The organism is Vibrio nigripulchritudo (assembly GCF_027924785.1).
GTDB lineage: Bacteria > Pseudomonadota > Gammaproteobacteria > Enterobacterales > Vibrionaceae > Vibrio > Vibrio nigripulchritudo.
The window spans coordinates 571,748-593,935 of the sequence record NZ_AP027050.1 but is presented as its reverse complement, the minus strand read 5'-3'; the positions used below and the strand labels follow the sequence as shown (position 1 = coordinate 593,935).

The 22,188-nt window shown below is 46.5% G+C and carries 22 protein-coding genes; 7 read left to right on the top strand and 15 right to left on the bottom strand.

Annotation, left to right across the window (positions count from 1 at the left end):
• From QMG91_RS21050 to QMG91_RS21040, 3 genes are all read right to left on the bottom strand, one after another.
• Positions 1-2,217, bottom strand: a complete 2,217-nt coding sequence (locus QMG91_RS21050) for a hypothetical protein (RefSeq protein ID WP_281831954.1) — start codon at positions 2,215-2,217, stop codon at positions 1-3.
• A 381-nt stretch (positions 2,218-2,598) separates the two neighbouring features.
• Positions 2,599-3,147: a sugar O-acetyltransferase gene (locus QMG91_RS21045; RefSeq protein WP_281831953.1), complete on the bottom strand. Its 549-nt coding sequence runs from the start codon at positions 3,145-3,147 to the stop codon at positions 2,599-2,601.
• 126 nt (positions 3,148-3,273) lie between these two features.
• On the bottom strand, positions 3,274-3,513 hold the full coding sequence (locus QMG91_RS21040; RefSeq protein WP_281831952.1) for a hypothetical protein: 240 nt from the start codon (positions 3,511-3,513) through the stop codon (positions 3,274-3,276).
• Positions 3,514-3,614: 101 nt separating this feature from the next.
• Here QMG91_RS21040 and QMG91_RS21035 point away from each other — a divergent pair, with 101 nt between their 5' ends.
• On the top strand, positions 3,615-4,430 hold the full coding sequence (locus tag QMG91_RS21035) for a LysR family transcriptional regulator (protein WP_281831951.1): 816 nt from the start codon (positions 3,615-3,617) through the stop codon (positions 4,428-4,430).
• Positions 4,431-4,471: 41 nt separating this feature from the next.
• Here QMG91_RS21035 and QMG91_RS21030 read toward each other — a convergent pair whose 3' ends face one another.
• Positions 4,472-4,888 (bottom strand): VOC family protein, encoded by a 417-nt coding sequence (locus QMG91_RS21030; protein ID WP_281831949.1) that lies wholly within the window; start codon positions 4,886-4,888, stop codon positions 4,472-4,474.
• Between the two features lie 336 nt (positions 4,889-5,224).
• Here QMG91_RS21030 and QMG91_RS21025 point away from each other — a divergent pair, with 336 nt between their 5' ends.
• The 4 genes from QMG91_RS21025 to QMG91_RS21010 all read left to right on the top strand — a co-directional run bounded on the left by QMG91_RS21025 (position 5,225) and on the right by QMG91_RS21010 (position 8,172).
• A complete protein-coding gene (locus tag QMG91_RS21025; protein ID WP_281831947.1) occupies positions 5,225-5,533 on the top strand; it encodes a ribbon-helix-helix domain-containing protein in 309 nt (102 codons plus the stop codon).
• A gap of 122 nt (positions 5,534-5,655) precedes the next feature.
• Positions 5,656-6,051, top strand: a complete 396-nt coding sequence (locus QMG91_RS21020) for a VOC family protein (protein ID WP_281831946.1) — start codon at positions 5,656-5,658, stop codon at positions 6,049-6,051.
• Positions 6,052-6,077: 26 nt separating this feature from the next.
• Positions 6,078-6,608, top strand: a complete 531-nt coding sequence (locus QMG91_RS21015) for a twin-arginine translocation signal domain-containing protein (protein WP_281831945.1) — start codon at positions 6,078-6,080, stop codon at positions 6,606-6,608.
• Entirely contained in the window at positions 6,601-8,172 is a 1,572-nt protein-coding gene (locus QMG91_RS21010; RefSeq protein ID WP_281831943.1) for a GMC family oxidoreductase, read from the top strand. Before QMG91_RS21015 ends, QMG91_RS21010 begins: the two co-directional genes overlap by 8 nt.
• A gap of 35 nt (positions 8,173-8,207) precedes the next feature.
• Here QMG91_RS21010 and QMG91_RS21005 read toward each other — a convergent pair whose 3' ends face one another.
• Genes QMG91_RS21005 through QMG91_RS20980 form a run of 6 tightly spaced genes read right to left on the bottom strand, consistent with a single transcriptional unit; the run spans position 8,208 to position 13,791 of the window.
• A complete protein-coding gene (locus QMG91_RS21005) occupies positions 8,208-9,011 on the bottom strand; it encodes a phosphodiesterase (protein WP_281831941.1) in 804 nt (267 codons plus the stop codon).
• The gene (locus tag QMG91_RS21000; protein WP_022598804.1) at positions 8,989-10,083 is read right to left on the bottom strand and encodes an ABC transporter ATP-binding protein; all 1,095 of its coding nucleotides are present in this window, start codon (positions 10,081-10,083) and stop codon (positions 8,989-8,991) included. Before QMG91_RS21000 ends, QMG91_RS21005 begins: the two co-directional genes overlap by 23 nt.
• A gap of 12 nt (positions 10,084-10,095) precedes the next feature.
• The gene (locus QMG91_RS20995; protein ID WP_281831939.1) at positions 10,096-10,899 is read right to left on the bottom strand and encodes an ABC transporter permease; all 804 of its coding nucleotides are present in this window, start codon (positions 10,897-10,899) and stop codon (positions 10,096-10,098) included.
• Between the two features lie 2 nt (positions 10,900-10,901).
• Positions 10,902-11,693, bottom strand: coding sequence for an ABC transporter permease (locus QMG91_RS20990; RefSeq protein ID WP_022610676.1), 792 nt, complete (start codon positions 11,691-11,693; stop codon positions 10,902-10,904).
• 45 nt (positions 11,694-11,738) lie between these two features.
• Complete coding sequence (locus tag QMG91_RS20985; protein ID WP_281831937.1) at positions 11,739-12,749, bottom strand: ABC transporter substrate-binding protein; 1,011 nt, start codon at positions 12,747-12,749, stop codon at positions 11,739-11,741.
• A 43-nt stretch (positions 12,750-12,792) separates the two neighbouring features.
• Positions 12,793-13,791: a LacI family DNA-binding transcriptional regulator gene (locus QMG91_RS20980; RefSeq protein ID WP_281831935.1), complete on the bottom strand. Its 999-nt coding sequence runs from the start codon at positions 13,789-13,791 to the stop codon at positions 12,793-12,795.
• 374 nt (positions 13,792-14,165) lie between these two features.
• On the opposite strand from QMG91_RS20980, the gene QMG91_RS20975 reads away from it, so the two are divergent.
• Positions 14,166-15,674: a catalase gene (locus QMG91_RS20975; protein WP_281831933.1), complete on the top strand. Its 1,509-nt coding sequence runs from the start codon at positions 14,166-14,168 to the stop codon at positions 15,672-15,674.
• A 128-nt stretch (positions 15,675-15,802) separates the two neighbouring features.
• The gene (locus QMG91_RS20970; RefSeq protein WP_004409390.1) at positions 15,803-16,285 is read left to right on the top strand and encodes an ankyrin repeat domain-containing protein; all 483 of its coding nucleotides are present in this window, start codon (positions 15,803-15,805) and stop codon (positions 16,283-16,285) included.
• 35 nt (positions 16,286-16,320) lie between these two features.
• Here the strand turns inward: QMG91_RS20970 and QMG91_RS20965 are convergent, their stop codons facing one another.
• The 5 genes from QMG91_RS20965 to QMG91_RS20945 all read right to left on the bottom strand — a co-directional run bounded on the left by QMG91_RS20965 (position 16,321) and on the right by QMG91_RS20945 (position 22,149).
• A complete protein-coding gene (locus QMG91_RS20965; RefSeq protein WP_281831931.1) occupies positions 16,321-17,418 on the bottom strand; it encodes a GGDEF domain-containing protein in 1,098 nt (365 codons plus the stop codon).
• Positions 17,419-17,611: 193 nt separating this feature from the next.
• Positions 17,612-18,409 carry a FadR/GntR family transcriptional regulator gene (locus QMG91_RS20960; RefSeq protein ID WP_281831929.1) on the bottom strand — a complete coding sequence of 266 codons (798 nt, stop codon included), beginning with the start codon at positions 18,407-18,409 and terminating at the stop codon, positions 17,612-17,614.
• Positions 18,378-19,328: an ABC transporter ATP-binding protein gene (locus tag QMG91_RS20955; RefSeq protein ID WP_281831928.1), complete on the bottom strand. Its 951-nt coding sequence runs from the start codon at positions 19,326-19,328 to the stop codon at positions 18,378-18,380. Before QMG91_RS20955 ends, QMG91_RS20960 begins: the two co-directional genes overlap by 32 nt.
• Positions 19,325-21,205 (bottom strand): dipeptide/oligopeptide/nickel ABC transporter permease/ATP-binding protein, encoded by a 1,881-nt coding sequence (locus QMG91_RS20950; RefSeq protein WP_281831927.1) that lies wholly within the window; start codon positions 21,203-21,205, stop codon positions 19,325-19,327. Before QMG91_RS20950 ends, QMG91_RS20955 begins: the two co-directional genes overlap by 4 nt.
• The gene (locus QMG91_RS20945) at positions 21,202-22,149 is read right to left on the bottom strand and encodes an ABC transporter permease (protein WP_281831926.1); all 948 of its coding nucleotides are present in this window, start codon (positions 22,147-22,149) and stop codon (positions 21,202-21,204) included. The genes QMG91_RS20950 and QMG91_RS20945 overlap by 4 nt, the downstream gene beginning before the upstream one ends.
• Positions 22,150-22,188: the final 39 nt, after the last annotated feature.

Genomic DNA, 22,188 nt, shown 5'->3' with positions numbered 1-22,188 from the left:
CTAGGCTCTCAAATATTCACTATACAGAAAATCAATCTGGTTTCTGTCACCGTTTTTAGAGATGGTCACGACACAACTGAATTCCGCACTATTCATACTAGAAAATCGAGGTTTTCTAGGGTCTTCCACCAGCTCAGTTACAGTATATGACGCCTGATTGGCATTAGGAATTAACTGACCATTCATTCGCCACTGATAAGACTCTACTTTTTCACTATCTTTCAATTCATTGTCAGCGTTTACTGATAATGTGCTGCCTACCGCAGGCGTTCCGGTAATCGGTAATAAAGGACGACCTTGACGAAATGGTTTACTGCTTAATTTAGGCGCATTGATTATCTGATGGTTTATGGTCGACAGAACTTCTTCAACAACAGGCTGGTTATTTCCATCTTTAATGATGTCACCGTTACTGTCTCTGGCATATCTGACATAATCACCTAATACATCTGAATTGCCTCGCAGATATACATCGCTAATGGTGTTATCGAATGAAAGATTGTTGACAATTTCACCAGTCCAGGGAACGCGGACACTGGCACACCACCGAACCGCAGAAACACGATTGTGATTGACCAATATATCGAAACGCCGGCGTTCATTTTCCCGATCATTGGTATTCCCAAGATCATAGCCTGAAATCAGGATACCTGAAGCCATCCCTAAGTGACCTCCAATGGTGTTATCGTAGATACTAATAGAGCGTGATACATGTTTAGCCGCAACACCTATGCCAAACGTACTCGAAAGGGCTGGATGATCGGCTCGTATTCCGCCTGAATGTACATAGATGTTACGACAGGTACCGTTACGACCTCCAAGACCAATACCAAAAAATTTGCCGCCAAATATACAGTTCTCAACCAGATAATAATTGGCTTCAATAGACATTGAACCCTTCAGGTTCTCTGATTCGAAAGATTGCATACAGACACAATCGTGTACCCAAATGTCATAAGATCGTCCACTCAAACCATCACTTTCTTCAGAAAACTGAATGCAATCTGCGCCTCCTCCCAGAGGTATATCAAAGTAACTGAAAGCGATTTCCATTGGTCGTAAAGCCCCACCCTCTCGGTTAATTGATTTGCAATAAACTCCATCACCGTAAACGTTCATGACGCGTAAAAACTCAAATTTTGTGCCATTGGCTCTTTCTAACCTTATTCCTGACGAGTTGGCATGTTCATTATTTCCAGATACGGTTATTCTGAGAAAAGTTAATTCTTTAGTAGTAAGAATGGATAAAGGAACATGTCCCTGCAGTTTCGGACCATTTCCATCCGGTAATGGACCTGGGAAATCTGAATTTTCTGAGTTAAATTCGATATCTTTGATATGAGAAAACCCACTATCTGTGATCACCTTATTTTTAGCGAGTTCTTTCCTAACTTCAACTAACCTTTCACGTTCATGACCATTATTTTTTGCTAGTTCTGTATTAGCCGTTAGTATCATTTTAGGTTTATTTGAAAATGGGTCACCAAAAGCGCCTATCGTCTGATTAATATTGATTATTATACCTAATTCGAATGTATCACCTCGCCTGTAATATATATCTCCATGTGCCTGATGAGAAATTGGAAATGAAACTTCTGATTCCAACATTGGCTTGTGTGGTTGTTTACCGTCATTGCCTGCTGCCCCACTCTCAGCAATAAAGAGCGTGTTCATTGTATCGCTGTAAACCGAGACTTCGAGTTTGGTGGTTTGCGTTAGATTATTTCGAATTCTGGATACCTCAATAATACGTGTGTCAGTCGTCGTTATTTGGGAAGAATCCTGAACACTCAAAACACCATCAATTAATTGAAAACCTGCGGAGTTACCTGACAAAGACCACTGATCACCAAATTTATTCTTCCCAATACGACCTAGCACATAACCATTGGGCGAATCGACACCGACTCGAAGGCATTCAAAAAACAGATATTCACGATCGCGACCTTCTAAAGTATCAAATGGAGGTGGCAAGTTATCCATATCAAGTTCTGGTATTAAACCTCTCTGGCTGACAGCACTTGTATCTCGTTTCACACTATATAAGTGTTCCCACAATGGGTTTGAAATAGGCACTCCCTGAGAAATATCTGAAGTTGCTACATAATGGTGAATAAAGCCATCTTCAATAATTCGAACCTCAGAACCTTTGATATAGTCTAAATCGATGTCGTGAACTGTTATCGCATAATCCCTTTTCTTTAGTTCTATTGTCATAGTTAATATTCCCTATCCGTTTGACATTAATCCCAACCGTTGTTGAGTCTTTTATAAATTATCATTCGGATATATATCACTCAATATTAGAAAAGACGTATCTAAAATATCAATTAAACAAGTAGGTATCGAAAAGCTCCTCGTCAGCTCACAAGAAAATAAAAACAAAGTTAATTTAAAATTTATTAGAAATTAACGAGAATAAATTAATTAATTAATTTTAATCAAACCTTAAATAGCCCTCAGAAAACCATAAGGTTTTTAAACCAAATTTTCATGAATATCGGACTGAGTCAAATAAATGAGAAATATCCCAGGCTAACGATTTCCTTGAATAGGCTGCCCAAGCAGCCTATGCGTTATATGTCTGCCAACTATTGGCTACTGGTTGAGAGACTTAATCTTCTTCGCGGGCACCCCGCCGACAAGTGTGTCAGGTTCGACGTCTTTAGTCACAACCGATCCGGTCGCCACGACTGAGCGAGCACCTATGGTTACACCCTGACAGATCACTGAATTCCCACCAATCCAGACGTCGTCTTCAATCGTGATAGGTAAACACTGAATTTCCCACTTTTTACGCAATCTATGGTCTAAAGAATGCGTTGGTGTATACAATTGAGCACTGGGACCAATAAGCACGTTATTACCAATGTGAATCGGTGCATTATCCAACATGGTGACACCCATATTGATAAAGGATCCATCACCTATCGAAATGGTTTTGCCATATTCACACTGAAAAGGCGGACACACCACGCTGCCTTCACCCACATGAGCAAACAGCTCTGCGACGTAGGGTTTGGCGGCTTCAAACTGTCGCTGGTTGATTTTCTGGAGTAAATCGAAAGCCTGATTTCTTAGTACATCGAACTCAGGGCTAAACGCATCATAATCCAGACCTTGGCACATTTTTTCGAATTCTTTCATAGCTTTCCTGACATTTGTATTTAAAGGAAGCCAGTATAACTGAGGTTAAATTCTGTTCATTGACATTCATCTATGAAATTTATAAAAACTGCTTGAGTACATTGAACTCAGATTTCCAAGTCGAACTTAACACTTCGTTTTCCCCCAGAACTGGAAATTCGTTGCTTTAGCCTTCATCCCCTTCAATACGGTCACAGCGAAGCCAAAAAATGAAGAAATGACGCAAATCAGATTGTAAAAATGGCTAATGTCATCTGTTCCAAAAAACTCGTAAAACTCATCTTCCTCTTTTTGCTCAATCGTCTTCCTCTCGTAAGTTGTGTGACTTTCTAACTGTCTTTGTCTTGATAGCATTTTTAGATTCATTGCTGACCTCCGCGATGCAAAGTCGCTAAATAACCTTGACCTGATACCAGATTAAGGTTCAGTATCTTTTTATCAATGGAATGAAATGAAAGGTGCTTTTCATGAATAAAAAAGACATCGATTGGAATGACCTTCAGCTGTTTTTAGCAGTGGCTCGCGAGGGCGGCTTGTCCGCTGCGGTCAAATCGACTCAACGAAGTGCAGCAACTCTTGGAAGAAGAATGCATGCACTGGAAAGAGGTCTCGGTAAAGAGCTGTTTATCAGGCACGACAAAGGCTACGAGTTACAGGCAGAAGGAAAAACCTTGCTCAAAGAACTGACCGAGATAGAAGAAAAGATCGTTAACCTGACAACACCACCCGCATCTAATGCCATTCGACCTCTAGTCAAAGTTTCCGCTGGTACGTGGACGACGCTGTACCTAATAGAAAACCTCAATACACTCATGGACGGCATCTCTGACATTCGGCTTCGCTTTGTGTCTACAGAAAAGGTGTTGGATATTACTCATCGGGAAGTGGTTATCGGCATCCGAAATCAGAGACCAACAGAAGAAACCTTGGTATGCCGCCGACTCAAAAAAGTAGAATTTGCGCCCTATTCAACCAAAGATGCCCCTGATGTATGGATAAAAGTACTGGCGGACATTCCATCTGCCAGATGGCTGGATAAGCATGCAGGGAACAATACCGTCCCTGAAGTTAATGAACCAAGGAACAGTCTGGATCTGGCATTATCTGGAAAAGGCATTGCCCTACTGCCGACATTCATTGGCGATTCCCAGGCAACCCTAGTCCGTCGGGGGAATATCGTGGAAGGTTTGGGTCACAACCAGTGGCTCGTGACCCATCAAGATGACCGACACCTTCCCGAAGTTCGCAGCTTGATCGATAGATTAGGAAAGGTGCTGGAGTGAATCAGTCTCGAAGTCAGAACTCTATCAAAGGGAATTTCCCACTAGCGCTTTGCCATTGGATGTTCAGGGTTAAGCTGAAGCAAGTCCCAGCGGTTTCCGTAGAGATCTTCAAATACAGCTACTGTGCCGTAATCTTGTTCGCTGGGATCTCGAATAAAAGTAATGCCCTTCGCTCTCATTCTTTCGTAGTCGCGCCAGAAGTCATCGGTGCGCAGAAATAAGAACACTCGACCGCCAGCCTGGTTTCCGATAAACGGCTCCTGCTCTTCCTTTGAAGCTCGGGCCAGAAGCAAGGTGACACCTTTTGAACCGGGAGGTGACACCACCACCCAGCGTTTGTCCTGCTCGGGTTGGTAAGTATCTTCTACCAGTTCAAAATTCAGTGTATTGACGTAAAAATCGATCGCTTCATCGTAATCTTTTACAACCAATGCGATATGGACAATGCTCTGTTCCATCTTTCCTCGTAACGTTCCTTTTTAGGTTCAACAACTAGATTAACAAAAACACTCTATTTCGATATGGAAAGATAAGACTGCCACTTATTCCATTCGCTCATAAATGCCGTCTCATAAACGAGAAGCAAGCATCTTTATCCCATAAGGATTTGTGAATCCAAAACGGGAATTATTTTTAAAATCATTCGATTAAGCTTAAAACTCCCTTCTACCCAGCTTCAACACGATTTGTATTTGCACCAAAAGTGAACAACCATTAAGTGCGCAACCCATTTCCGATCTCTGGATTTTGTTTACCCGATTCGGAAGTGCATGCAGACCGTTAAGGAGAACGTCATGTGTTATGTATTTGCAGGGCAATCGCCAGAAAGTTACGATTTCATCTCCCGCTCCGTACGTTTGGGCGGTCACTCTACCAGTGTCCGGCTGGAAGCCAAGTTCTGGATCATCATTGATGATATCGCGGAAAAACAGCACATGACGACCGGGCAGTTCTTGTCACTCCTCTATGATGAAGCCACCGAGCTGCACGGCGAAGTATCCAATTTTGCGTCGCTGTTACGCTGTTCCTGCGTGATGTATCTGTCGCAACCTGCGGACGTTATCAATACCGCAAAGCATCAGCTTCGGGTACAAGCTCACTAGTGCTGTTAGCATTAACCATCTAAAAGTTACATTTTTTTAACATGTGGTAGTATGCTACCACCACCTACCCGTGGTTCACGTTTATATTGATTAAAAAATCAACAAAGCAAAGTGAGCCACATATGACAAAAACCATCCACTCTATGATTCGGGTTCTCGACCTGAATCGTTCCATTCACTTTTATACCCAAGCGCTCGACTTGGAGCTGGCGGATCAGTTTGAATTTGAGACGTTCACTCTGACCTATCTACGTGATCCCAAATCGGGTTTTGAAGTTGAATTAACCCTCAATCACGGCAGAGAAACGCCATACGTCCATGGTGACGCTTATGGGCATCTTGCTGTGTGCGTTGAAAATATTGATGAAGTACACCAAAAACTGGTCGATCTAGCCCTTTCTCCGACACCAGTTAAGTCAATGCAACATAACAATAAAACCATGGCGATGTTCTTTTTCTTGACGGATCCCGATGGCTACAAAATCGAGTTCTTACAGAAATACGGTCGCTTTCAATAACGGAAATTACACTGGAGGTCGTAAGGATGAACGATCGCAATTTTAGCCGCAGGAAGTTTTTAAAACTTTCGAGCATCAGCGCGGCAACCGCCCTCACACTGAGCTTATCAGGCTACTCGTTAGCCGATCAGAAATGGCAGCTCAGCGTCAGTAACCTGAACACGGATGAAGCCAGATTACTGCTGACACTCTGTCGGCGTATTTACCCACACCCTCACTTGGAAGATTTTTTCTACGGAGCTTGTGTGGAGAGTATTGATGCCTCCTTATCGGGTGATGCACTCAGTACGTTCCAGCAAGGTTTGAGCAAGCTAAAAGCTGCCAAGTTTGCTGATATGTCGGTGACACAGCAGCAAGCGATGCTAGAAAGCATTGCTACAGACCCTTTCTTCCAGAGCGTGCGTGGCAACATGGTCGTGTCTCTCTACAACAACCCTAAAATTTGGGAGCGCTTTGGCTATGAAGGTCCTTCTTTCCCCAAAGGAGGATATTTGCACCGCGGATTTGATGACATCGACTGGCTACCAAAAGTGAGTAAGGAGGGAACCCATGGCTAAATTTGATTTAACAGACAACAGTGTGGTCGTGGTTATTGGTTCGGGAGCAGGTGGCGGCACACTCGCCAATGAACTGTGCCAAAAAGGCGTTAAGGTCGTGTGTCTCGAAGCTGGTGCTCAATTAAATTTCGCCAGTGATTTCAAAAATGACGAATGGCATATGTTCGGCAAAGAAGCCTGGCTGGATAAAAGAACCACATCAGGCACTTGGGAAGTAGCGCGAGACTTCCCCAACCTTCCTGCCTGGATCTGTAAAACGGTTGGGGGTTCAACACTACACTGGGCGGGTGCAAGCCTGAGAATTCAGGAACACGAATTCAAAACACTTACCCATTATGGCGAGGTTAAAGATGCGACACTGCTCGACTGGCCCCTGACGCTTGCAGAGCTAGAACCTTACTACGACAAAGCAGAAGAAAAGATGGGCGTGACCCGAACTCACGGTATTCCGGGTTTACCAGGAAATAACAACTTCAAGGTGATGGAGGCTGGTGCCAAAAAGCTGGGGTATAAACAGGTTCATTCTGGAAGAATGGCAATTAACTCTCAGCCTCGTGATGGCAGACCTGCGTGCATGCAGTTGGGCTTTTGTTTTCAGGGATGCCGAATGTCGGCAAAATGGTCGACCCTTTATACGGAAATCCCTAAAGCAGAAGCGACAGGCAATTTCGAGCTCAGACCCGAATCAACCGTTTTGAAAATCACTCATAACGACCAAGGGCTGGTAGACGGTGTGCTCTACGCCGACAAGGAAGGCAATCATCATCACCAGAAAGCCAAGGTGGTCTGTTTAGCGGGCAACTCCATAGAAAGCCCACGAATCTTGCTTAACTCTGCATCCAGTATGTTCCCAGATGGGCTGGCTAACAGTTCAGGTGAAGTGGGCAAAAACTACATGCGCCATATGACCGGGTCGGTGTATGCCGAGTTCAGTAAACCTGTGAACATGTACCGCGGAACCACGATGGCAGGGATCATTCAGGACGAATCGGTTCACGACCCTAGCCGGGGATTTGTCGGTGGATTTGAAATGGAAACCCTTTCGCTCGGTCTTCCTTTCCTCGCTGCATTTCTCAAACCGGGTGCATGGGGCAATGACTTTGCTAACGCCATGGAGCAGTATGAAAACATGGCTGGCATGTGGCTGGTGGGGGAAGACATGCCTCGCTCATCAAACAGAATCACTCTGAACACGAATGAAAAAGATGCCCATGGATTGCCGATTCCAAATGTGCATTATGACGACCACCCCAACGACGTCGCCATGCGAGAGTATGCCTATGAGAAAGGGGAACAAGTGTACGAAGCCGTTGGTGCAGTAAAAACTCACCGAGTGGTGCCCTACCCTTCTACTCATAACTTAGGTACTAACCGGATGAGTGAAAAAGCCAGAGACGGCGTCGTCAATCGGTGGGGACAGGCTCACGACATCAAGAACCTGTTCGTCTCCGACGGTAGCCAGTTCACCACTGGCGCAGCAGAAAACCCAACGCTAACCATAGTCGCCTTGGCTATTCGTCAGGCGGATTACATTGCCGAGCAACTTGCTGCTAAAGCATTGTAAGTGAAAGCGCCGCGAGAGAATTTCGCGGCGCTTTTTTAGTCTAGCAGTGCACTTCCATCAAAAAACGGGAAGGGACCTTCGTGCTGTCCGATATAACTGATGTGACCAACAATGCCCTGCTCATCAAGTTTAAACAGACGAACCGCTTTGGGCTCCAACTGAAACGATGGAATGCCTTCTTTATCAAAATCTAACGCGACACTGTGGCTATGAGAAGGTCCGACCCAAACCGGAATGTGCTTCCAAATTCCGCATACTGGTCGATGCAGGTGACCCGTCACAATCGCTTTGATCTGATTGAAAGGGGCAATCACATCCCAAAGATCTTCCGAGTTATGAAGGTTTTGCACATCCATATGCTCAACCCCCACTTTTATCGGAGGATGATGCATAAACAGTAGCGTTGGTTTAGAGGTATCCAGTAACTTTTCCCGCAGCCAGTTCAGGCTATCCTTTGCGATACTGCCAAAGGGCTTACCGATAACAGAAGAGTCCAGGCCAATCAAATGATGATGCTCGGTTTCTAGGGCGAAATTGCACTCCAGCGGATGTTCATAATCAACTAAATCAGACAGCCCTTCACGCAGCTTGACCTTATGGTCGTGATTGCCGGGAATGATACGAATTGGAGCATTCAGTTTTTTTAATTCCTGACGGATAATGACGTACTCTTCTTCCTTTCCGAAATCGCCTAAATCCCCAGTTAACACCACCAGATCAACGTTTAAGGCATTAATATGCTCAATGGCATCCTTAAAACATTGCAACGTATCGACCTTCTGATATGCGATCTTTCCATCTTGTTTGATATGTAAATCAGTCAGTTGTGCGATTAACATTGCTATCCTCCATATAAATCATGTGCTGACATTCAACAGACAGGCGAACAACCTGATCTAACCTGAATTCCCGTCGGTCGAAACAGTCAGCCAGTACTGGCTGATCTAAGCCGCAGTCAATGGTTATACGCGTTCTGTCTCCTAAAAAGGCAATATGTGACACTCTGCCGCACAGGTCATCATGCTCCTGATTAGAAACCACAATGTCTTCCGGGCGAACCAACAGCGACAACGCTTTGCCATTCTGCGCAGGTTTCTGAAGTTCTTCTGGCAAGGGCAATGTTTGTAGATTCGACAACCTCAGACGCTCCCCATCTTTCACACCTTTGAAGTGATTGATCTCCCCGATGAAGTCCGCCACAAAGTCGGATTTGGGCTGACGATAGATTTCTTCCGGTGACCCAATCTGCGCGATTCGTCCATGATCGAGTACCGCAATGCGATCGCCAATTGCCATGGCTTCTTCCTGATCGTGCGTAACGTAGACAGCGGTAATCTGAAGCTTCTTAAGCAGTACTTGAATGTCATTTCTTAAACGCTTGCGCAACAAAGCATCCAATGCGGATAAGGGTTCGTCCAGTAGTAGTACCGCTGGCTCAACAATAATGGCGCGAGCCAGTGCAACCCTTTGTTTTTGCCCGCCCGAGAGCTGCGAAACGGCTCGAAGCGCAAACGGTTTTAAATCGAACATGGAGAGCATATCTTCAAGCTTCTTTTTACGTTCTTCTTCAGCTACTCCACGTATTTTTAGCCCGTATTCAATGTTCTGCGAAACATTCATATTGGGAAACAGCGCGTAAGACTGAAATACCATCCCCACATTACGCTTCTCAATTGGCAGATCGGTGACATCTTGTTGACCAAACAGAATGTTTCCACCACTGTCACAGTTTTCCAGACCAGCAATCATCCTTAATGTGGTGGTTTTTCCGCATCCAGAAGGTCCAAGCAACACCAGAATTTCACCGGGTTCTATTTCCAGATCGGTAGTTTGCAAGGCAACGGAACCGTCAGGAAAAGTCTTCTTTACTCTGTTCAGGCTAATGCCCGGGTTTTGACTAACATGACTCACTAAGACAGCTCCTTACATAGGGTCAGTAACAGTTGGCGATTTCTGACTGCGCTTTAGAAGTTGAGTGGCAATCAGGAGAGGAAGTAAAAGCAAAAGAAATATCAGGGTATAGGCAGAACCAATCTCTAGACGCATGGAAGCGTAAGCATCAGCTAAACCGACAGGCAGAGTCTTGGTCAGCGGTGTATGCAGCATCCAGGTAAGATTGAATTCACCAATAGAAAGCGTCAGCGTCATAAGGGTGCCGCTGACAATGCCTGTCATACAGTTGGGCACGATGATATCGACAAACCGCCTCCAAAAACTGGCTCCCAGACTGGCAGCACCCTCTTCCAGCACTTTAAAATCTATGCTCTTGAGCGCGGCAAGAATGGCATTGACCATAAAAGGCAACGTGAAAATCACGTGTCCTGTCAGAATGAACATCCAGCTAGATCGGAAGTCAGAAAAGTGCCCATAAGTTGTGATAAGCCCGATAGAGATCGCTAAACCCGGGACGGCAATCGGCAGAGTAATCAGCTCTTGCAGTATTTCCGATAGCCGGGACTGGTGGGCAGCAAGGTAGTAAGCCAGAGGGATTCCCGCAATCAGGTTGAACACGACAGACGCCACTGCCACCAGCAGAGTCAGCCATAATGTGTCTGCGTAAAGCGTCCATACTTCGATGACCCACCGAAGAGTCAGACCGCTTTTGAGACCAACAAAATAGTTGTTGGTGAGACCAGCCAGAACCGACATGATCACTGGAATCAACAAGAACGCACAAACCAGAATGGTAAAAGCAAGAGGCAGATAAAACGTGTAGTTTCGCTTCATTGTTATGCCCCCATACTGACAGCAGCCATGCCATAGCGCTTAGCAACAATCAGACAAAGCCAGGTCACCGCACCTAACACAATGCTGAGCGCCGCCGCCATAGGAAGATTGGCACTGAGCGTGAACTCGGTATAGATGGTCATTGGCAGCACATTCAGATCTGTTGCCAATGTAAAAGCGGTGCCAAAAGCCCCCATGGAAGTTGCAAAACAAAGTGAACCAGAGGAAATCAAACCCGGAACCAAAGCGGGCAATGTCACGTCTCTGAACGTTCTTAACGGACCTGCACCGAGTGAACGAGCAGCCTCCATTAAGCTGTAATCCAGCTTTTCAGCCGCGACCATCACCGTAAGCACTACCCGAGGAATGGAAAAGTAGAGATAACCAACAAACAGACCGGCAATAGAATAGGCAAACGTCCATCGTTCGCCTTCTATCCATAGCCCCAATTGGGCAAACAACCCTTGTCTGCCTGCCAGCATGATGACGAAAAAGCCAATAACAACACCGGGGAATGCCAGAGGAAAGCTGATCATCGCAATCAGGAAACGCTTACCGAAAAATTCATGCCGAGTCAGAAACAAGCCACAAACAATAGCGATCACCAGTGTTAAAAGGGTTACCACAACAGCAAGTACCACGGTGGACCACAAACTCAGGTAGTACTGTTCGTTGGTTATAATGGCGAGGTAATTCATGGGCTCAGACAGAGCAAACAGCTGAGCAACAGGCAAAACGAAAAACGCCAGGCTAATGACCACAGCAGGAAGAATCAAAATTAGGTACTTATTCATATCTCACTCAAACAGAGGCGACAGTGATACTGCCGCCCAGTCCGGTTACTTCACTTCTTTCAGGTAACGCTGAGCAAATCCCGTCTGCGCACCTGCCATGCTGGCAAAATCAATGGCTGTGGCACGAGCATAGTCACTCTCAGGCAAGAATTTCTTCTTGGTTTCCTCATCCATAGCCGACGCCACAACAGGTCTTAAGAAAGCCTGTGCCCACACCTTCTGACCTTTATCTGAGAGAACAAAGTCCAGAATCTTTTTCCCATTCTCCGGATTTGGGGAATTCTTCACCTGGCTCATCACATAAGGCACCACCAAAGACCCTTCTTTAGGGATGACAAACTCAATATTGGCGTGGTCTTTGTACTTGGCTCGGTAAGCATTGAAGTCAAAATCGAGGAGAATTGGGATCTCACCAGAAAGCACACGCGCGTAAGAAGTTTGCTTAGGCACAATCGGTTTGTTTTTCTTCAACTTGGCAAAGTATTCGATCGCCGGGTCAAAGTTCGACAAATCGCCTCCCATTGCGCGGTTTACGGCTACTGCACCCGCGTAACCAACAAACGCACTGGTAGGGTCAAGATACCCCACCATTCCACGATAATCAGACTTAAGCAAATCAGCCCAGGATTCAGGTACTGGCTTTCCTTCCAGAGCATCTTTATTCACGAAAAAACCCAGAGTCCCTGAATGAATGGCGAACCATTTGCCATCCGGATCTTTTAAGCCAGCCGGGATCTGGTCCCAGCTCTTTGGCTTATAACCGGTGACGACATCTTGCTCTGCGGCTTTGATGCCAAAAGAGACACCGTAATAAGCCACGTCGGCAACTGGGCTGTTTTTCTCAGCAATCAGCTGAGAGAGCGTCTGACCTGAGTTTTTGTTATCCATCGGAACCGATATATTCAGCTCCTTTTTGATTTGTTTAAGCTGACCACCCCAGTTAGCCCACTCTGGCGGGCAGTTGTAGCAGGTGGCGTCTGAGGCAAGCACTGGCTGCACAGAAGCAGCGAAGGTGATTGCAACCAGGCTAAGCCCGGCAATCGACTTAAGTAACATGGGTTTCACTCCTTGATGTAAAAGTTAAGTTTTCCTGTAGCGCTTACGCCACCGTTCCAGTCATCATCAGTTGATGACCTACTTCAATCTGTCTGCTGATCTGCCTCGTCCGGTTGTGGGCAATGCGTTCATTCAGCAGTAAGTCCACGGCAACTTCTCCCATCTTTTGGTATGGAACCGAAACCGTGGCTAATTGTGGGTGATACAGCATTCCCAGTGCCATTCCGTCAAAACCAACAACACTCACGTCTTCCGGAATTTTTGCTCCCTGCTTGCGAAGAGCCTTCAACGTGCGCAGTGCCAGCAGGTCATTGGTGCAAAACCACGCGGTCACATTACTGTTAGGGCAAAAGCTGTCTTCATGAATGTCTGGGGCATGTCTGTTTGGAGGCAGTTCCACATGGGTGATCTGGCTGATGTCGTAACCAAGGTCCTTCAAAGCATCGGTATAACCCGCGAATCTTGCTTTGCCGCGATCAGAGGCAGAAAAATCCATAGTGACAACACCAAAGTTGGTATGACCTTTTTTATGCAGGGCAAAAGCGACTTCTCGGCTCGCCTGATAGTTGTCGACGTAAACGCACGCTTCTTCCGACTCACTTTGGTTATGTAGCAAGCAATAAGGAAAGCCAAACTCTCGCAGCAGAGAGAGCGCTTCGTTGTTCTGTGTCGAAGATACCGTGAGCAACACTCCGGCAACCCGTTGGCGCAACAGAGTGATAATGGCCAGCTTTTCGAGCTCACTCTGGTATTGAGTATCAATGATGAGGGTGGAGTATCCGTAGAACCGAGCTTTAGACTGAATGGCAGACGCAATTTCCGCAAACACCGGGTTATTCAGGCTGGGGATCATCAACCCTATAGTGGGATTGGTGTTGAGTTTAACTCCGCTGAATTGCTTTCTTGGAGAGTAGCCCGTCAGCTCAATGACCTTGGCGATACGTTCTGACGCATCTGGTGCGACCAACTCTGGCTTATTCAGGTATCGAGACACTGTAGTGGTGGACACGTTCGCAAGCTGAGCGACATCTTTGATGTTCATATTCACTTCAAACCCATATAAAAACTGCGGACAAGAGTAAAAATTGAACATGACAAATTTATGATCGTTTTCTGCACGTTAATCAACGTTGCATTGAATTTCCCACCATTTAACGTGGTTTTATTGAATTTTAGCGACTGAAACTAATTCGTTTCACATCCTTTTTGATTAATGTGTCAATTGCGTGAAATTTACGCTATAGTGATTTTCGCCTGCCTGATATTGATATTCCTCCCAAGTTGCACAGAAAACGTTTTAATAGAAATCACCAATTGATTTTATAGAAAAAACCTATTTCCAATCAGAAATATAAAAACCCTATACTGCTTGTTGGCAGAAAAGAGCTTTGAATCTTGTATATAAAGGAAGCAAATATGCAGGTCGTCAAAAGCTTACTTATCTTATCAATGGGCGTTACGTTTAGTGCACACAGTACAACAATGACACGTGACAACGGCGCACCAGTTGGAGATAACCAAAATTCGATTACGGCAGGTCCTATGGGCAGCGTGCTGCTGCAGGATGTGCATTTAATTCAGAAACTTCAAAGATTTGCCCGTGAGCGAATCCCTGAGCGTGTTGTGCATGCCAGAGGAACAGGTGTTCATGGTGAATTTGTTTCTAGTGGGGATTATTCCGATCTCACCATTGCTGCGCCGTTTGCAGAAAAAGGCAAGAAAACGCAGGTATTTGTGCGTTTTTCTACCGTCGTTCATCCTAAGGGATCTCCCGAGACTCTGCGCGACCCGCGTGGGTTTGCCACAAAATTTTATACTGATCAGGGTAACTGGGATCTGGTAGGGAATAACCTGCCTGTGTTCTTTATTCGTGATGCGATTAAGTTCCCGGACATGGTTCACTCACTGAAGCCGTCCCCTATTTCTAACGTGCAAGACCCGAATCGATTCTTCGATTTTTTCAGCCATGAGCCAGGGTCAACCCATATGCTTACCTGGGTGTATTCGAACATTGGTGTACCTGCCAGCTACCGAAAAATGGACGGTTTTGGTGTACACGCCTTTAAGTGGATCAACGAATCGGGTGACGTGAAATACGTTAAATTCCAATGGAAGAGCCAGCAGGGAACACAAGGTTTACGCCCTCATGAAGTAGTAGAAACTCAGGGTAAAGACTTTAACCACCTGACCAACGATCTCTATCAGGAAATCAATAAAGGCAACTTTCCTAAATGGGATCTTTACGTAAAAGTTCTGACGCCTGAAGCTCTGATGAAGCTCGATTACAACGGCTTAGACGCCACCAAAATGTGGCTAGACGTTGCGGATCAGAAAGTCGGGACCATGACACTTAACCGTGTGCCAGATAACTTCTTTCAGGAAACCGAGCAATCCGCTTTTGCACCTTCTAACTTAATTCCGGGCATTGAGCCTTCGGAAGACCGTTTGCTGCAAGGTCGCATCTTCTCTTATGCCGATACGCAAATTTATCGCTTAGGCGCAAACCACTCTCAATTCCATGTGAACCGTCCGAAAGTGGAAGTGCGTAATCACAACCAAGAGGGCGCATCCAACTTTGGTAACACCACTTCCGATATCAACTATCAGCCTAGCCGCAAGCTAGATCTGGCGGAAGATACCAAGTTCAGAGCGGTTCGCACTCCGTTGAATGGCACAGTGCAACAGCAGGCGATCAGCAATCCGCGTAACTTCTTCCAGGCAGGTGTGTTGTATCGAAGCTTGTCACCACAGGAACAGGAAGACCTGGTGACTAATCTGGCGGGCGATTTGGGCAAAGTAGCCGATGATGAAATCAAGCACATCATGCTTAGCCACTTCTACCGTGCTGATGAAGACTTCGGTAAAGCCATTACCAGCGCAGTCAAAGGCGACATGGCGAAGGTGACTAAGTTCGCAAACATGTAGTTCGCAAGCATGTAGTTCGCAAATATGTAATTAAAAATTAAATATCCAAGCCCCGTGCGCCACTTCCCCTGCTCTTTTCTGCCAATTAGAGTGGTGGTGTACGGGCACCTCAAATACCGGAGGTCGTCATGAAATCCATTTACGTATCCATCTTTGCCTCATTCGCAAGTCTGTTGTTCACTTGCTCACTGGCTTATGCCAGCCAGCCGCAGGCTTCGTCATCCGAATCACTTGCACAGCAGCAAAGCTCGCTTATTCGCTACTTCTTTGCCGCTGCCAGAACCGGTGAATCCGACGTGATAAAAACCTTTCTCAATGCCGGATTCCCCATAAATCAAACCAACCCCCAAAGTTACACCGCACTTATGGTCGCGGCGTATCATGGTCAGTCCGATATCGTAGATACTTTGCTGGCACACGGAGCCGATTCCTGTATTCAGGATAAACGGGGAAACACTGCCATTATGGGTGCTCTCATTAAGGGGGAATTTTCGATTGCTAAGACACTTTACGGTCATGAATGCGATCCGAATCTGCGAAACAAAGCAGGCATGACTCTGAATGAGTTTGCTGAATTTTGGGGGCAACAAGACAGATTAGCTGGTGAGTGATTCACCAGCTTTTATTCCAATTCAGATGCGTATCGCTATGTGGCAAAAATGCACTGGGGCTGGTTCGACAGTTTGGCCTGATACATCGCCTGATCCGCCGCTTTTTTCACCCTTTCTAAGTCTTGCCCATTTTCTGGTGCGATGGCTGCCCCTACGCTAACACCGACGACGTAGCAATGACCATCGTGCATGATTGGTTCACGCATCAAGGTATGAATTCTGTCGGTGAGTGCCTGAACATCCTGCTTTTCACGCACTTGTTCAAGTACCACGATAAACTCATCTCCGCCGATCCGGCTGACAAACCCATCATGCTTGATGGCGGTTTTTAGTCTTTCTGCGGTGATCCTCAAGCAATGATCACCTGCATCATGCCCGTAGGTATCATTGACCTCTTTAAATTTGTTCAAATCCAGAAACAGCAACCCAACCTGATATTTGGTGTTTTTGTTGCGTTTTAACGCCTGATAGTAAAGCTCTCGCATTAATTTGTAGGTAGGCAACTGGGTCAGGTCATCATGACTCGCCTGCCACTGAATATAGTCCCGCTGGAGTTGCAGTTCGTGGATCAGGCGTCGGGTTGCATCCCGATACTTGTACAGCGAGTAGCTGGTTATGCTGAAAAACATCATCATACAGATTACATAACCAGCCCAGTGTGCCGGGCTGTGCAACAGATCGGCAACCAGAATTTTGGGCGTTAGAAAGTCGGTAATGAAGGCGACAGCAACACCAATACAAAACAGCGAGATCACGGCAATATAGCGGTTCGTCCAGCTTTGCCTGAAGCACATGGAAACTACAAATATCGATAATGGAAACAACAGAATACTGCCTGCCATCGGTCCGATTGACACAAACCCTATCGCAAAATTAATGAAAAGGATCATGACGATATAAATGGCTTTTCTGCGGGTTCGGATTTTGTGTCGACGGATGGTGATAAAGAGCAGCCAGCACATCAAAATAAAGTTAACTATCAATGAGCTGTTGAAACCGAAGTTCCAGGTGCGGACAGCGAGTGCAATCAATCCAAATATGCTGTAAATGCTGCCTAAAACCAGAATCAAGTTGATGAGCTTTCTTCTGACCGACGCTTCTAAATGAGCGACTTTGTTGTTCTTGAGGTACATCTTCTTTCCCCACCGAGTAAGGCATAGCTATAGTCTTATTCAAATTGTGGGTAATTAGGAACGGAAAATAGATTCATTATTGATATATTTTTCAATAATTCTCATTTATTAGGCAAACCGGAAAGCTTACAGGTACAAAGCGGTGCTGTAATACAATTTAAACACAAATGGATATCAACCCACTCATGCTGCATCACGCATGTCCTACGGGTGGCAAAAAGCGCTTTGATAACTCCACTTCCTGCTCTTCCATTCTCTCTTGTGCCATTACCATGTGTTCTGCCATGATTTCTCTTGCCTCTTTTGCATCCCCGGATTTTAACGCCTCGATCAACTTGAGTTGATAAGCTGTCCCTTTCTCCCATAGCTCGATATTTGGTGGGTTATACAGCTCGCGAGTCACCGTCATATCCGTCAGCATCCTGCTCATAAACCGAATCACAAAACCTAACAATGGGTTGTCTGCTAACTCTGCCAATGCGATGTGAAATTGCAGCGAATCGACATGGTGGTCACGTTCTTCTTCTAGCGTTTTTGCGGGTTCTGCGTATTTGTTGATGATGTTTTCTAGCCGATCTAAATCGATTTCACTCAGCTTGCCCGCTAGGGACGCCGCGAGTTCAGGCTCCAGAGTACGACGAAGCTGGTAAATATCAGAAAGAGAAAGGTTTTGGAAATAGAAATAATTGCTGAGAAGGTTACTCGCCAGCGGTTCGGAAACCGCATTCACAAACGCGCCACCTTTAGGACCGGTACGAGTACGGATAAGCCCCTGCACTTCCAGAATACGCATGGTCTCGCGAATGGTGCCCTTCGACATTTTGAACATCTCTATCAAGACATGCTCCTGCGGAAGAGGATCGCCCGGCTGCAACCCGTGTTCCACTATCCACTGTTTAATGGCTTCAGCAGCGCGATAAGGGCGTCTTAATTTCGCGGTATTCTCTTGATTCAGATTGTTACTGGTAAACGGGGTGGTAGCACGCGACAAACTGATTTCCTTCTAGCTCATTCAATTTCGGAACGCTTTCCATGCATTGGTGACTGGCATTGGGGCAACGGGAAGCAAAGGCACACCCTTTCGGAGGGTTAAGTGGATCGGGCAATTCAGCGTCTTTATCAGGAACCTGAATTGCACGTCCTACAACCGGAGCACTTTCCGCTAGCAACTTAGTGTAAGGGTGTTTGGGTGATTTGAAAATCTGTTCTGCGCGACCCAGCTCGACTAATGATCCAAAATACATCACCGCAACCCGATCACTGACCGCTTCAACCACCGCTAAATCATGGCTGATAAACAGATACGTCAGGTTATTTTCTTCCTTGATGTCCGCCAAAAGGTTCAGCACCTGTGCCTGAACCGACACATCAAGCGCGGAAACAGGCTCATCAAGAACCAATATCTCGGGTTTGGCGACCAGTGCTCGTGCAATTCCGATCCTCTGTGCCTGCCCACCCGAAAACTCATGGGGATAACGCTCTAAAAACTCTTCGCGCAAACTCACTTGATTAAAGGCTTCTCTGATTCGCTCTTCCCGTTCAGTTTTAGGCAATTGATGCAACGCTTTTAATGGTGCTTCCATGGAAGCTTGAATGGTTCTTCGCGGATTCAGTGAACTAATAGGATCCTGAAAAACATATTGAATGTGCTGCCCGAGCTGACCACCCGAGTTCGACGGTTCATTTTCAAACGAGAGTTGCCCTTCACTCGGCTCCAGTAACCCCACCAGCATTCTGGCGAGGGTCGATTTCCCGCAACCAGACTCGCCGACGATCCCTAATGTTTCGCCTTTCTCGACCACTAAAGAGAGATTATTGAGCGCCTTAACGCCTTTTTTACTGCGATTGAACCATCCCGCCGATACCCAGTAAGTTTTCGATAGGGACTGTATGTTTAATATCGTGCTCATGCTTGGGAACCCTCTGGGAAGTGACAGCGAACAAATCGATCCGATGATCGTTCTTCTTTCGGTGATTGCTGCCGACAAGTTTCGGTGGCTTTGCTGCAACGGGCAGCGAAATTACAGCCAATCGGTAAATCGCTGGTGAGTGGAGGTAACCCTTCTATCGCATGCAATTGTGTTTTCCCCCGCCCCAATTCAGGTACACATTGGATAAGCCGATGGGTATACGGGTGCTTTGGCGAAGCCAAGACGTTCTGAGTACTGCCCTCTTCTACGATCTCACCTGCATACATCACGGCAACCCGATCGCACAGCTGTGAAACCACACCAAAATCGTGGGTGATGAACAAAATCGCGACACCACGTTCGCGCCTTAATTCATCAAGCAGCGCCAGTATCTGCCCCTGTACCGTCACATCCAAAGCTGTGGTTGGCTCGTCTGCAATGATCAGTTCAGGGTCGTTAATCAACGCCATAGCAATGGCAATGCGCTGTCGCATACCACCAGACAACTCATGAGGGTAGGCGTTAATGCGCTCCGCTGCGTTGGGGATATGTACCGCTTCCATCAGGTCGATGGCTTTCTTTCTGGCTTGTGATTTCGAAATGGAGTGGTGAACGAGAATCGCCTCGGTCAACTGTTCTCCAATTTTCAGTAACGGATGCAAAGTGGACAGAGGATCCTGGAAAATATACGCCACTTTGTCGCCGCGAAGTTGTCGCAAACGCGGGTATGGCATGCCAATCAGTTCTTCCCCTCCCATCTGGATAGACCCACCAGTGATCACACCGGGTGGCGAAGGAATCAGCCCCATAATAGAGAGTGCAGTAACCGACTTACCTGAACCGCTCTCCCCCACTATACCCAGACATTCCCCTGCCTTTATGTGAAAAGACACCCCATTGCTGGCTTTGTACACTCGTTGCCCGATGTAAAAGCGCGTGTGTAACCCCGACACAGAAAGCAGTGCATCTTGCGGTTGGCCGGGCGTGGCTGAATTCGGTTCTTCCAGGTTCACTTTGGTTGCTGCCGCAGGGCGCGACAAAGCCCCGGATTTCAAACGCGGATCAAGAGCATCGCGGATTCCGTCACCAAGTAAGTTCACGCATATAACGATAAGAAAAATCATCAGCCCGGGCACAACACTGGCATGTGGATATGAGATCAAGGCATTACGCGCTTCCCCCAGCATGGAACCTAAATCCGCCTGAGGAGGTTGAGAACCTAAACCAAGAAAAGAAAGCCCGGCCGTTTCAAGAATCATCCATCCGATGGTGGTCGACATCGCCACCACAATAATTGGAATCACGTTGGGCAGCACTTCAAACAGGATAATTTTGAGGTGAGACATGCCCGCCAAACGCGCTGCATCAATAAACTCTTTATGAGCAATGCCTACGGTCACCCCACGAATGTTTCGGGCAAAAAAGGGAATGTTGACGGCAACAACAGCAATCAGCGCGTTCATCAAACCCGGTCCTAGTGCAGCCACAATCGCCAGGGCAAGAAGAATGTAAGGAAACGCCATAAGCATGTCGACAGTCCGCATAAACAGGTTATCGACCCGACCACCAAAGTAACCGGCAACAATACCAATCGCGGATCCAATCACCGCCGCACCAATGGATGCAGAGATACCCACCAGCAGGCTGAGCTGCGTTCCCCACATCAGACGAGAGAAAAGATCGCGCCCCAGATGATCGGTTCCTAAAAAATGATTGGGAGAAAACACGGGCAAAAACTTGTTCGCCGTATTAGTGGCATCCGGATCCTGAAGACCTAACCAAGGCGTCAGGCAAACCAGCAGTATCAAGAAACCAAAAACAATGAGTGCAATGGCGGTCAGAGGGTTCCTGAGCAATAACGAAAAAAACAGCTTCATGAACGAATCCTCGGGTCTAGCAGGCTTTGTAGGATATCCACCAATATATTGAATAACACGTAACACACGGCGACAAACACAACGCCGCCCTGCACTAACAGAATGTCTCGCTGCAAAATGCCGTTCACCAACATGCGCCCGATTCCCGGCCACTGAAACACCATCTCGATGTAAACTGCCCCTGAGATAACAAACCCAGCCTGAATGCCCAGCACAGGAACAATCGAAACCATGGCGCTTTTCAGGGCGTGCTTCCAAATCACCGAACGTTCACTGACCCCTTTCGCTCTGGCTGTGCGTATATAATCCAGCCTAAGGACTTCCAGCATGGCTGAACGAGCCAAGCGCGCAATCACCCCTGTGGCAACAGAAGCCAAGGCCAGTGAAGGCATCGCCAAGTGAGAAATAAGATCGGGCAGGTCGCCCCCGCCATAAATTGCAAACATGCCAGACACTGGGAACCAGCGAAGCTGAATCGCAAACAGCAGAATCATCATCATGCCTAGGAAAAATGAAGGAATAGAAATGCCAAGCAAGACGACGAATGTAGTCAGTCTGTCGGTGAACGAAAACTGACGCGCCGCGGAGATAACACCAACCACCACACCAAAAAACGCGCACAGAACAAAACTGGTTCCAGCCAGAATTAAAGTGGCATTGAAACGTTCTAACACCTCATCCAATACCGGTCGATTCAACGAGTACGAGCGCCCCAGATCCCCCTGTAGCAGGTTAGAAATCCAGATAAAATATTGCTCTATCAGGCTTTTATCGAGCCCAAGTTCCTGATTCAGTTTTTGTACATTTTCAGGTGTTGCGTACGACCCTAATATGGCGGTAGCAGGATCGCCGGGAATCAGAGACATAATCAGGAACACGATCACTGTGATGCCCAACAAAACGGGCACTGAGGAAATCAGCCTGTGCAGCAGGTATTGACCCATACCATTACTCCATTGGTATAAGGGAAATCAGCGCCGGAG